Origin of the sequence: Clostridium sp. AM25-23AC (genome assembly GCF_003435125.1) — a bacterium.
Classification (GTDB): Bacteria; Bacillota; Clostridia; order Lachnospirales; family Lachnospiraceae; genus Pilosibacter; species Pilosibacter fragilis.
This window is the reverse complement of the sequence record NZ_QWGI01000003.1, coordinates 198,718-210,166: the sequence shown is the minus strand read 5'-3', so window position 1 is coordinate 210,166 and position 11,449 is coordinate 198,718. Positions and strand designations below refer to the sequence as shown.

The following is an 11,449-nucleotide window of genomic DNA, read 5'->3' as shown; positions in this document are numbered from 1 at the left end:
GCTTGTAAGGCAGATGCTCTCCCAGCTGAGCTAAGACCCCATTGCTTCCGTCTGACGTTTCCGTCAAGCACGATTGCTTTGACAGTTTAACCTATTTTTTCGAAATTGTCAACAGTTTTTTGAAATTTTTTTGTAATGGATTTTTCCTGTTCTATCTACACGATTTAAAAAAAAGACTGACATCTCCTATTTTTCTCTTGCATTCCCAATACATCTTGTTTATAGTATAGTGTATAAGAATCCGATTCGCGGATTCCAATAATATGAACCTGCACAGGAGGGATTGTAATTATGCCAAGAGGAAGAAAGAAGACTGACGTTGCTCCGCAGGATCTTTTAAATGAGGTCCTTGCTTCTATCGAAGAGACAGAGCAGAAATTAAAAGCATTAAGAACTCAGAAAAAGGACATTGAAAAACAGATCGAGGCCAAAGAAATGGCTGAATTATACGCGATCGTAAAAGAGAAGAACATGTCCATCGAGGATGTAAAAACGAAACTCGGCGCAGAATAAGTCTCGCACTTCTGTCTGAACATAAAAGGAAGATCCACATTTCCCGGATACCGGGGATGCGGATCTTCCTTTTTTATTCTATTTTACCTGTTCCACGAAACTATCGGATCCACGCAGATCTCAGGCAGATCCCGATCATTCTAATTCTTTTAAGATCGACTCCCCGATCATATTCTCCGCTTTTTTAAGCCCGAAGTTATCGAGCACCGTCGCGCCGATGACACCAAAGGTCTTCTGTTCCTCAAACATTCCCTTCTCTTTCATAGATGGGGAGTAGGCAATAAATGGAACTTTTTCTCTCGTATGGTCTGTTCCCGTGTAAGTCGGATCATTCCCGTGATCCGCCGTGATCATCAAAAGATCATCTTCCCGGAGGTTTTCAAGGAGTTCGCCAAGCTTCACATCAAAGCGCTCCAGTTCTTCCCCATAACCCACCGGATTTCTCCTGTGGCCCCAGAGGGCATCGAAATCCACGAGATTCACAAAGCAGAGTCCCTTGAAATCCTTATCTTTGCAGATTTCAATAGTCTGTTCCATTCCGTGGACGGAGCTCTTGGAGCGGAATGCCTCCGTGATGCCCTGGCCGTCAAAGATATCGCGGATCTTTCCGACGGAGATCACATCGTATCCGTTGTCCTTTAAGATATCGAGCGCCGTTGTCCCGGTCGGCTTTAACGCGTAGTCATGGCGATTGCTGGTGCGGACAAACTCTCCCTTTTTCTTTCCAACATACGGTCTCGCGATGACGCGGCCCACGCGCCACTCTTCCTTCATCGTAATCTCTCTTGCGATCCCGCAGCATCGGTACAGCTCGTCGAGACCAAATGTTTCCTCATTTCCGCAGATCTGTAGAACTGAATCCGCGGAGGTGTAGACGATCATGTGGCCTGTGGCGATCTCCTCCTCGCCGAGTTCGTCCAGGATCGCGGTTCCGCTGGCGCTCTTATTTCCTATTACTTTGTGACCGGTGCGTTTTTCCAGCTCCTCGATCAGCTCCTTCGGGAAACCGTGATCCGTGAAGGTCTTAAACGGTTTCGTCGTGTAGATTCCCATCATCTCCCAGTGTCCGGTCATAGTGTCCTTGCCGTTGCTGGCCTCGGAGAACTTTGTGAAGCGGCCCGTCGGCTCTTCCACCGGGGCAACTCCCTTTAATGGTCTTAAGTTCGCGATTCCAAGCTTCTGGAGATTCGGGATATGGAACCCCTTCATGTGTTCCGCGATATGTCCCAAGGTATCCACGCCCACGTCACCAAACTTTTCGGAATCCGGCATAGCGCCGGTTCCCAAGGAATCTATGACGATCGTAAAAATCCGATTATATTTCGGCATCTAAATCTCCCCCTTTCTTTTTCGCCTGTTCCACAAGGCGGCTCGTTCCGAGACGGTCAGCGCCGAGGAGGACAAACTCCCTCGCGTCGTTGAAATCGGTGATTCCTCCTGCTGCCTTGATCTTCTTTCCGGCAGTCATATGGGCCTTCATAAGCGCCACATCCGGCTTTGTAGCCCCTGCGGCAGAAAATCCAGTGGACGTCTTGATAAAGTCCGCTCCAGAAGCAGCTACAGTCTCACACATCTTTATCTTCTCCTCATCCGTGAGAAGGCAGGTCTCGATGATGACCTTTAAAATGTGATCTCCGCAGGCCTCTTTTAAGGCATTGATCTCCGCCAGGACCTTATCGTACTGTCCCATCCTGACCCAGCCGATGTTGATCACCATGTCAATCTCTTCCGCTCCGTCTTTTAACGCCTCTTTCGTCTCAAAGACTTTCACAGACGTCGTGTTGTACCCGTTCGGGAATCCGATGACGGTACAGACGGGCATCTTCCCATCCAGATATTCTGCCGCCTGCTTTACGTAGGACGGCGGGATGCAGACGGATGCGGTTCCATATTTTACCGCGTCATCGCAGATCTCCCTGATCTGTTCCCAGGTGGACGGCTGTTTTAACAGTGTATGATCAACTTTCTTCAATATATCTCTGTATGTCATATTTTCTCTTACATCCTTTCCAGTGTGCCTTCTATTTTTCCAGTGCTTTCCCCGTAAAGCCTAACGGTAGCAGCTCTTTCAGGAGGTAATCCCGGATCTCCCCGTCTCCATTCATAAGGACGATCCGAAAGGTCTCCGGGTCACAAAACTCTGCCATCACCTGGCGGCAGACGCCGCAGGGTGCGCAGAAATCTTTCGGTTCTTTTCCCTTCGGACCGCCCACGATGGCGATCGCCCGAAAGTCCATATTTCCCTCGCTGACAGCCTTAAACATCGCCGTCCGCTCCGCACAGTTTGTCGCCGGATACGCCGCGTTTTCGATATTGCAGCCGCGAAAAATCGTTCCGTCCCCGCATAGAAGCGCTGCTCCCACCGCAAAGCTGGAATATGGGCAGTAGGACTGTTTTCTTGCTTCCAGAGCTTCCCTTACCAGTTCTTTATTTTCCATGAATTTCCTCCCTCCAGGTTTGAAAATCCGAATATATTTTCTTCCTTTAACATACCATAAAGCCGAAACAATGTCAAAAGTCTTACCGCCCTCTTACATTTCTAAAGTGTTCCTTACTTTTCGATAAAAATTTACCAATGGGGGTTGAAACCCCACTTTTAAAGTGTTATAATTTGGCAACGCAAGAGAAATATGACAAAAGTATTACAGAGCAGGCCTATAAATATGATGCCTGTTCCGAAAGTAAAGGAGGTCATCCTTTTGAAAAAGCTGATAAGAAAATATGGGCATGTATGGATGCTGTCCTATGCATTCATCTATATCCCCTGGTTTGCAAGACTTCAGGAAAACATCAACAAACCTTACCACGTCATGCACACGGCACTCGATGATATGATTCCTTTCGAAGAGATCTTTATCGTACCTTATCTGATGTGGTTTTTATATGTAGCAGCCACCATCGCATTTTTCTTCTTTCGGAATCGTGATGACTATTACAGGCTCTGCACCTTCCTTTTCACAGGAATGACGATCAGTCTTCTCGTCTGCACCCTGTTCCCGAACGGAACGGACTTCCGTCCAGCGATCGATCCGGATAAAAATATTTTCTGCTACCTGGTATCGAGACTCTGGAGCATTGATCCGTGCATCAACGTCTTCCCGAGCATCCATGTATACAACTCCGTCGGTGTCCACATCGCGGTCTGCCACAGCGAAGAATTAAAGAAACATCCGATGATCATCGGGGCATCCGGCGTTCTGATGGTTCTGATCTGCCTGGCAACAATGTTCTTAAAGCAGCACTCCGTGATCGATGTGGTCGGCGCGCTCCTCATGGCATCCGTCATCTACCCGATTGCTTATGCACCGGAGGCGGAAAAGAAGAAAAAATACGAGACGAGCTTCTAAAATATAATAACTTCAAACCTGTGCAGGATAGTTTTTACGGCTGTCCTGCATTTTTTGTTGCTGTTTTTGCTGTTTTTCTAACTTTCATATTCACAGGAGACCTCTACCTCCTGCCTCTTTCGAATGCATGACAGCAAAAACAGCCGTCCTCTTTACCCGCCATATAAGCACACAAAAGAACAGCTGTCTTTACTTTTTATCTGACTATTGCTTTCTATATCCCGTCGTAAAATCCACCACATTCCGGTACGGCGTTCCGTTCGCCCAGGCCGCGAGATTTTCTCCCGCGATCCGGATGATCCGCTCAAATGTCTCCGGGAGGAAAAAATTACCTGCCACATGAGGCGTGATCACAAGGTTCTCAAGCTCCCACAACGGGCTGTCCGCCGGAAGCGGTTCCGGCTCCGTAACATCGAGACCACAGCCGCCGAGATGTCCATCTTTTAAAACTTTATAAAGTCCATCCGGATCGATGGCGTTTCCGCGGCCCACATTGATGAGGTATGCGCCCTTTTTCATCAGGCGGAGTCTTCTCTCATCCATGATGTGGTTCGTAGCGCTTCCGCCCGGAAGGACCATGGCAACAATATCTGCCCTGCCTAAGAGCGTATCCAGATCATCCATCGTGTGCTGCTCATCCAGGTAATCCGGCTTATTCCGGTTCGTACGGCGGACACCGATCACATGGGCGCCCAGCGCGTGGACCTTTCTCGCGTAATCCCCGCCGATATCGCCCAGACCCAGGACAAGGATCGTGGAACCTTCCACGGAAATGATATTTCCCATGGCTTTCCATACATGCTCTGCCTGATTGGCATGATACTGGTTTAAACGTCTGATCAGGTCGAACGTAAGACCCAGCATATGCTCGGAGACCGCGAGTCCGTAAGCACCTGTGGCGTTTGCGAGCACTGCTCCCTCCGGCATCACACCGGCCTTGATATAGAGATCTGCCCCAGCAGAATTTAACTGGAGCAGCTCCAGGTTCTTCGTGCCGGAGAGCAGGGATGGATCTACGTTTCCGATGATAACATTTGCCCGTTCCGCGTCCTCCTTTGTGACTTCCTCGCCGCTCACATATCGGATGCAGCAGTTCTTGTCACCTGAGGCGGCTTTTTCTTCAAGGAACTTCTTGTGATCCTCGTTTACCGGGATCACCACCAGAATGTTTTTCTCTAAATCCGCCATGTGTAATCCTCTCCAATCGGTCTTGTCGCTTCTTTTAACCACTCGTTCTCTTCCTCAGTCATATACGGGGAAAGCTTCTCGCAGACTTCTTTATGGTACGCGTTCAGCATTCTCACATCAGACGGCTCCATAACGGAAATATCCACCGCATCGAGATCGATGGGCGCAAATGTCATATTCTCGAAGCACATGAACTGACCGTACTCATTCTTCTCTGCCTTTCTGCAGAGGGACAGGTTCTCAGTACGGATTCCGTGGCTGCCCTCGATGTAAAGACCCGGCTCGTCGGATGTGAGCATGCCCTCCTCCAGAACGCAGGAATCCTGACGCTCCGGAACGATGCGCCAGCGGATGCCGTTCGGTCGCTCATGGACAGCGGATAAGAAGCCAACGCCATGTCCGGTACCGTGGTTGAAGTCGAAACCCCGCTCCCAGAGCGGTCCTCTCGCAAGGTAATCCACATTGAGACCCCGGCAGCCGTATAAAAATTTCGCGTTCATCAGGCGGAGCATTCCCATCATGACAAGTGTAAAGTGTTCCTTCATCTCGTCTGTCACATGACCGACCGCGATGGTTCTTGTGACGTCCGTGGTTCCCTCATAGTACTGTCCGCCAGAGTCTACCAGATAGAAGCCATCTGTTCCCACCGGGCTCTCCTGCTCCTTTGTCGCATGGTAGTGGCACATCGCCGCGTTGGAGCCGAATGCGGAGATCGTCGTGAAGCTCGGTCCGAGGTAACCTTCCTGGGCCTTGCGGTAATCCTCCAGGCGCTCTGCGGCCTCTGTCTCTGTGAGTTCCACTTTTCCCGCGTTCTTCTTCATCCAGTACAGGAATTTCGTCAACGCCACGCCGTCCTTTAAATGAGCTTTGCGAAGGTTTTCCATCTCCACCGGGTTCTTCACTGCCTTCATCCGGGAAGTCGGGTTCATAGCCTCCACAATGCGGTTGGAGGCATCGATTTTCTTATAGAGGGCAAAGTTTACCTTACCCGGCTCCAAGAGGACCGTCTCGTTTCTGATCCCTGCCACCGCGTCGTAGATCGCGTCGTATTTTTCGATGGCGACATGATTCTCCTCAAAATAAGCGCGGAGCTCCGGGGAGAATTTGCGACTGTTAATAAAAAGTCTCGCCTCATTCTCTGTGATCAGGGTGAATGCCGGTGCCAGTACATTTCCGTCGTCGGAATTTTTGCGGATATTAAAGAGCCATGCCACATCGTCAAGGCTTGACAGGATGTGCACGGTCGCGTGTTCCTTCTTCATCGCGGTTCTGAGGCGGGCAAGCTTCTCCGCAACGGTCTCGCCTGCGTACTTCACGTCGAGGACCCACACCTCCGGTGCCGGAAGGATCGGGCGTTCTTCCCAGACCTCACCCGCAAGGTCATCGCCGACGGAAAGTGTGGCATGTTTCTCTGCCATCATGGTCTCAAATTTTCTTCCCTGGGCAGCATTTACCACGCGGCCGTCAAAGCCTAAAACGCCGCCTTCCGGCATATGGTCCATCAGGTATTCCTCAATGGTCGGGACGCCCTCCTCGCCCATCGCCATCAGACGTGTGTCCTGGCCTTCCAGCTCTTTCTTCGCCTGGACAAAATATCTTCCGTCTGTCCACATGCCGGAAAAAGCCTGGGTGATCACCATGGTCCCCGCGGAACCTGTGAATCCGGACAGGAATGCGCGGCATTTGAAATAATCCTCCACATACTCAGAATCGTGGAAATCGGAAGACGGAACATAGTACGCGTCCACATTTCTCACTTTCATCAGGGTCCTGAGTTCCCTCAAACGTTCATTTGCCATTTTTTTACCTCCATAAGCAGGAAAAGTTACCGCACACATCTTTGTGGACCGTAACTGTTTTCCTGAATATTTAATACCGGTCAGGCTTGCGCCGCCGGGTCGTTCTCATAATAAGTCTGTGCAGATCCGCATCCGCCTGCTGCTTACAGCAGCGGAATTCCCGCCTTATTCGCCTCCTCGCGGACCTCATCCGGCCACAAGGAAGACTGGATCTCACCGATATGGGCTTTCCTTAAGAAGAACATACAGATACGGGACTGTCCGATACCTCCGCCGATGGTGTATGGAAGCTCTCCGTTTAACAATGCCTTCTGGAATGCAAGCTTCTCGCGCTCCTCACAGCCTGCCGCCTTTAACTGCTCGTGCAGGGAGATCTCGTCCACACGGATACCCATGGAGCTTAACTCAAGGGCAATGTCGAGAACCGGATAGTAGACGATAATATCGCCGTTTAATTTCCAGTCATCATAGTCCGGAGCACGTCCATCGTGGGGCTCTCCGGATTTTAACTTTCCGCCGATCTGCTCGATAAACACAGCGCCGTGAAGCTTCACGATCTCATACTCTCTCTGCTTCGGGGTGAGATCCGGGTAGCGGTCCTCAAGCTCCTGGGATGTGATAAACTCGATGTGCTCCGGGAGAACACGGCCGATATAGTCGTACTCGTATGCCATATAGTCCTCTGTGATCTTTAATGCCTTATATACGGCACGGACAGTCTCTTCCAGTGTCTCGCGTGTTCTCTCCTCCTTCGTGATCACCTTTTCCCAGTCCCACTGGTCCACATAGATGGAGTGGATGTTATCGGTGTCCTCATCGCGGCGGATGGCGTTCATATCGGTGTATAAACCTTCACCCGGCTGGAAGCCGTACTGTTTCAACGCGTAACGTTTCCATTTTGCCAGGGAGTGGACAATCTCTGCCTTTCTTCCGCCTTCCTTAATATCGAAGGCAACCGGGCGCTCCACACCGTTCAAGTTATCATTTAATCCGGATTCCGGCGTTACAAATAACGGAGCGGAAACTCGGGTCAGATTTAACTGTTTTGTAAGTTCCTTCTGGAAGAAATCCTTCACGACCTTGATAGCGATCTGGGTCTCTTTTAAGTCAATATCCGGAGTATAACCGGCTGGTACAATAAAATTCATTGTCGTGCTCACCTTTCTATGCAGCATCCAATTTTCTGTCTTTTCCGCCGCCATAAAATGCCAAAACAGCGGCATTTTTCCTTTGCGCTTTATGCTGCCGGTATCCATCATATCATTATTTGGCGGAAAATGGAAGAAAAGTTTCATTCTTCCACACATTTCCCCAAAAACATGTTAAAATAGCTTTAACAGTTTAACATCAAAGGAGCGACCGAACATGAACATTGCGATCGTCGATGACCGAAAGACGGATTCTGACCGGCTTGTCGGATTTATTGATACATATGCGGAACAGCATAGGCTTCAGTGGGGGGCAATGGACCGTTTTTCCAGCGGGGAAGAGTTTTTGGGCGCGTTTACGGCCGGAAAGTATGATCTCATCTTCCTTGATATCTACATGGATGGCATCACCGGGATGGAGACGGCGAAGCGGATCCGGCGGGCGGATCATGGCTGCAGGATCATCTTTATCACCACCTCCCCTGAATTTGCCGTGGAGAGCTACGACGTGAGCGCATCCTTCTATCTCCTGAAACCTATTGAAAAGAACGGTGTGTTCGCTGCCCTCGACCGGTGCGGGCTCCAGGATGCTGAACGCACCAGGGCGGTGGAGGTTGCAACACATTTTGGAAAGACAGTTCTCCCGGTCCACGATATCTCCTACACCGAGTATGTCAGACGGCAGGTTCTCATACACCTTAAGAACGGGCAGGATATGGAAGTCTCCATGAGCCAGAAGGATTTCTCCGCCCTTCTGCTCCAGTATCCGTGGTTCTGCGACTGCATCAAGGGGATCCTCGTAAACTTTGAGGACGTGGATAAGCTTTTAGAAGACCGTTTTCTCTTAAAAAGCGGGATCCAGATCCCTATCAGCCGTCTGAAATACCGGAATGTGCGGGAGCAATTTCTTGAGTATTCCTATTCGAAAGTCCGGGGAGGTCAGTATGGCGGAACTGCTTATTAATGAATTTTTCAGCACTTATCCGTTCCACATGTTCGCGTATCTTCCGTTTCACACGAATCTGCGTTATCCGGGAAAAATAACAATCCTGCTCTCTGCCCTTGCGGAGATCATATATCTGGCAGTCTTCGCGATACTGGTCCATGCGGGGTTTCCAGCCGTATCTGTACAGTATCTTGCGATTCCCATTCTGGGATTTTTTCTCTACCATCTGGTTCAGGCAAACATCGGAATCATCACATTCCAGTACACCTTTGTCCTTGACTACCTCATGGTGATCCGCGCCTCCTCCTTTTTTATCTGCAGACAGTTTCTGCACTGCGGATTCTACACCTGGCAGTCCGGCGTCACTACGTTACTCCTGGTGCTCCTCACCACCCGGTTTATGATAAAGCGGCTCACAGAGATCATCGACAGTCTCTCCGCGATCCAGGCGCCTGCAATCTGGAAAACCGCATGGCTTCTTCCATTTTCCGCCACGATGATCATCTTCCTTCTCACCGGCAATATCCGGGATGGGAATTTTGATCAGGCAGACCTTTTCGCCAGAGTCCTGCTGCTCGTCTGCATGTTCCTCATCAGCCACACGCTGATCATGCTCCTGCGCTTCTTTAAGGACCAGGCAGAAGCCGCGGCAAAATCGGAGACCATGGAAAAGCTCCTGGAGATCCAGTCAGACCAATACAGCCTTCTCACCGCCAGGATCCAGGACAACCGCCGGGCAAGGCACGATTTCCGCCAGCATCTGGCCGTCATCAGGGACTGCGCCGACCGCGGGGATCTCGCCTCCCTGAAAAGTTATCTGAACAATTACGAAAACATGTTCCCGATCCAGGAGGTCCGCACCTACTGCAAAAACTACGCAGTCAACGCGATCCTCTCCTTCTACGCGGAAAAGGCAGAAAAAAACGGGATCTCCATGCAGGTCACCATCCAGATGGCTGACCCGCCGGTGATCCCGGAAACGGAATTCTGTGTTCTAGTCGGAAATTTACTGGAAAACGCAGTGGACGCCTGCGCGGATACCGATGCGGAGATCCAGTCTTTCATCCGACTCCATGTAGTCCAGACCGGCTCCTCCATGCTCTCCATCACCGCCGACAACACCAGCTCCGGAAGTCCGAACTGGTCCGGAGATAAGCTGCTTTCCACAAAGCACTCCGGCTACGGCATTGGAACGGAGTCTATCCGCATGATCGCAGAGCGGTACAGCGGGGACGCGAGATTTAGGTGGAAAGACGGAATATTCTACGCGTCTGTGATGTTAAATCCGCAGGTTTGACCGCTGAGACCGGATTTTCGACCTCTGTTATCTCCTGATGACAATTTCATATCAGTACCTTCAGCTTTTATATGCCCTGAACGAATCATCCCGATTTTGGTCTTACATCCCCGGCACATACACGCCGCTCTCATTCACATAGAGCCCGTCCGGCGTCCTCCCGCTCTTATACATGGCTCCGCTCACCGGATCCAGATAGTAGGACTTGTTGTACAGGGTGATCCATCCTGTGGCCATATATCCGTCCTCCCGGAAATAGTACCACTTTCCGCTGATGTAGAGCCACTCTGCCGCCGCCCATGTGCCATCACCGTAGTCCCACCACCATCTGCCGTCAGCGCTCTGCTTCCAGGAGCCTGCGGCGTAGGATCCGATCTCCCCTGAGCGGACCCAGGCGCTCTTCGTGTTGTTTGTGGACTTCACGGAGCGGACCTCAAAGCTGTAGGATCCAGAGGTTCCCATCAGTCTCGAAAAATCGTACTTCGTTCCGTAGATCGTAAACTCGTCCCCCGTGAGACTGCCGTCCTTTAAGAGGCGGAGCTGGTAATATTTCGCCCCGCTGACCGCTGACCATATTCCCGTTCCGTAGGCGTTCGGAGACCAGGCCACACCTGTGGGCGCCTTGACGGTACTTGTGGTGGATGCGGTGGTTTTCTTATCGAATGTCAGGCGGAACGTCAGCTCGACGGTACTTCTGTCATTTTTCTTTACCGCCTTCACGTACTCCGCTTTTCCGTATCCGTTTTTTGCGGAATCGGACAGTGTCAGGCGGAAGTCCTTTGAGGCTGTCCCGGAGAAATAATAATGATCCTCGTCTGCTACCTCCAGCGTCACCGTGATCTTCGGTGGATTGGACTCCGTATAGCCGTTTCCGTCGTTATTTTCGATATAAATGTTATCTACATAGTAAAGATCTGTATTATCCCCGTAGGGCGTCACTGTGACGTCCTCAGAGTCATTTTTAAGTCCCACAGTGCTGTCGATGGTCAGGTATATCTTTCCGACCGCTGTCTTGCTGGCTGCAAAAGCCGGAAACGCCGCAGTCACTGCCAGAACCGCCGCCAGCAGAAATCCCGCAATCTTCTTTCCAAATTTTTTCATGTCTTCTCCTTCCCGTAAGAAGTTCTTCCACTCGCTTCTCTTTATCCCCTCATATACCAGTTTGTGCAGAAAAACGTCCATGCAGAACAATTCTGCCGTACATCCTCCTG

Annotated in this window: 11 protein-coding genes; 4 read left to right on the top strand and 7 right to left on the bottom strand. The window is 50.6% G+C overall.

All coding sequences use genetic code 11. The annotated features are described in order from the left end of the window. The first annotated feature begins 291 nt into the window (after nucleotides 1-291). Nucleotides 292-513, top strand: a complete 222-nt coding sequence (locus tag DW677_RS03315; RefSeq protein ID WP_015554672.1) for a hypothetical protein — start codon at nucleotides 292-294, stop codon at nucleotides 511-513. Nucleotides 514-648: 135 nt separating this feature from the next. Here the strand turns inward: DW677_RS03315 and DW677_RS03310 are convergent, their stop codons facing one another. The 3 genes from DW677_RS03310 to cdd are packed head-to-tail and all read right to left on the bottom strand — an operon-like array spanning nucleotide 649 to nucleotide 2,951. Then, entirely contained in the window at nucleotides 649-1,842 is a 1,194-nt protein-coding gene (locus tag DW677_RS03310) for a phosphopentomutase (RefSeq protein ID WP_117566491.1), read from the bottom strand. After that, entirely contained in the window at nucleotides 1,829-2,503 is a 675-nt protein-coding gene (gene deoC / locus DW677_RS03305; protein WP_117566490.1) for a deoxyribose-phosphate aldolase, read from the bottom strand. The genes DW677_RS03310 and deoC overlap by 14 nt, the downstream gene beginning before the upstream one ends. Nucleotides 2,504-2,534: 31 nt before the next feature. Continuing rightward, nucleotides 2,535-2,951 (bottom strand): cytidine deaminase, encoded by a 417-nt coding sequence (gene cdd / locus DW677_RS03300; protein WP_117513390.1) that lies wholly within the window; start codon nucleotides 2,949-2,951, stop codon nucleotides 2,535-2,537. A 261-nt stretch (nucleotides 2,952-3,212) separates the two neighbouring features. Between cdd and DW677_RS03295 the strand changes: the two genes are divergently transcribed. Then, nucleotides 3,213-3,860, top strand: a complete 648-nt coding sequence (locus DW677_RS03295; RefSeq protein WP_343220643.1) for a phosphatase PAP2 family protein — start codon at nucleotides 3,213-3,215, stop codon at nucleotides 3,858-3,860. A 204-nt stretch (nucleotides 3,861-4,064) separates the two neighbouring features. On the opposite strand, the gene DW677_RS03290 is transcribed toward DW677_RS03295, so the two are convergent. The 3 genes from DW677_RS03290 to asnA all read right to left on the bottom strand — a co-directional run bounded on the left by DW677_RS03290 (nucleotide 4,065) and on the right by asnA (nucleotide 7,995). After that, complete coding sequence (locus tag DW677_RS03290) at nucleotides 4,065-5,048, bottom strand: D-2-hydroxyacid dehydrogenase (protein WP_117566489.1); 984 nt, start codon at nucleotides 5,046-5,048, stop codon at nucleotides 4,065-4,067. After that, nucleotides 5,036-6,847 (bottom strand): aminopeptidase P family protein, encoded by a 1,812-nt coding sequence (locus DW677_RS03285; RefSeq protein WP_117566488.1) that lies wholly within the window; start codon nucleotides 6,845-6,847, stop codon nucleotides 5,036-5,038. Before DW677_RS03285 ends, DW677_RS03290 begins: the two co-directional genes overlap by 13 nt. 143 nt (nucleotides 6,848-6,990) lie before the next feature. Continuing rightward, complete coding sequence (asnA, locus tag DW677_RS03280) at nucleotides 6,991-7,995, bottom strand: aspartate--ammonia ligase (protein ID WP_117566494.1); 1,005 nt, start codon at nucleotides 7,993-7,995, stop codon at nucleotides 6,991-6,993. Nucleotides 7,996-8,212: 217 nt separating this feature from the next. Between asnA and DW677_RS03275 the strand changes: the two genes are divergently transcribed. Both DW677_RS03275 and DW677_RS03270 read left to right on the top strand, forming a co-directional pair. Continuing rightward, a complete protein-coding gene (locus DW677_RS03275; protein WP_015554680.1) occupies nucleotides 8,213-8,959 on the top strand; it encodes a LytTR family DNA-binding domain-containing protein in 747 nt (248 codons plus the stop codon). Beyond that, the gene (locus tag DW677_RS03270) at nucleotides 8,940-10,238 is read left to right on the top strand and encodes an ATP-binding protein (RefSeq protein WP_181968288.1); all 1,299 of its coding nucleotides are present in this window, start codon (nucleotides 8,940-8,942) and stop codon (nucleotides 10,236-10,238) included. Before DW677_RS03275 ends, DW677_RS03270 begins: the two co-directional genes overlap by 20 nt. A 102-nt stretch (nucleotides 10,239-10,340) precedes the next feature. Here the strand turns inward: DW677_RS03270 and DW677_RS03265 are convergent, their stop codons facing one another. Continuing rightward, nucleotides 10,341-11,339, bottom strand: a complete 999-nt coding sequence (locus tag DW677_RS03265) for a hypothetical protein (protein ID WP_117469910.1) — start codon at nucleotides 11,337-11,339, stop codon at nucleotides 10,341-10,343. Between the last annotated feature and the right edge of the window lie 110 nt (nucleotides 11,340-11,449).

What these genes read in the sequence shown, in the direction of transcription:
- DW677_RS03315 (WP_015554672.1), top strand. Translation starts at nt 292, where the DNA reads ATGCCAAGAGGAAGAAAGAAGACTGACGTTGCTCCGCAGGATCTTTTA.
- DW677_RS03310 (WP_117566491.1), bottom strand. Translation starts at nt 1,842, where the DNA reads ATGCCGAAATATAATCGGATTTTTACGATCGTCATAGATTCCTTGGGA.
- deoC (WP_117566490.1), bottom strand. Translation starts at nt 2,503, where the DNA reads ATGACATACAGAGATATATTGAAGAAAGTTGATCATACACTGTTAAAA.
- cdd (WP_117513390.1), bottom strand. Translation starts at nt 2,951, where the DNA reads ATGGAAAATAAAGAACTGGTAAGGGAAGCTCTGGAAGCAAGAAAACAG.
- DW677_RS03290 (WP_117566489.1), bottom strand. Translation starts at nt 5,048, where the DNA reads ATGGCGGATTTAGAGAAAAACATTCTGGTGGTGATCCCGGTAAACGAG.
- DW677_RS03285 (WP_117566488.1), bottom strand. Translation starts at nt 6,847, where the DNA reads ATGGCAAATGAACGTTTGAGGGAACTCAGGACCCTGATGAAAGTGAGA.
- asnA (WP_117566494.1), bottom strand. Translation starts at nt 7,995, where the DNA reads ATGAATTTTATTGTACCAGCCGGTTATACTCCGGATATTGACTTAAAA.
- DW677_RS03275 (WP_015554680.1), top strand. Translation starts at nt 8,213, where the DNA reads ATGAACATTGCGATCGTCGATGACCGAAAGACGGATTCTGACCGGCTT.
- DW677_RS03270 (WP_181968288.1), top strand. Translation starts at nt 8,940, where the DNA reads ATGGCGGAACTGCTTATTAATGAATTTTTCAGCACTTATCCGTTCCAC.
- DW677_RS03265 (WP_117469910.1), bottom strand. Translation starts at nt 11,339, where the DNA reads ATGAAAAAATTTGGAAAGAAGATTGCGGGATTTCTGCTGGCGGCGGTT.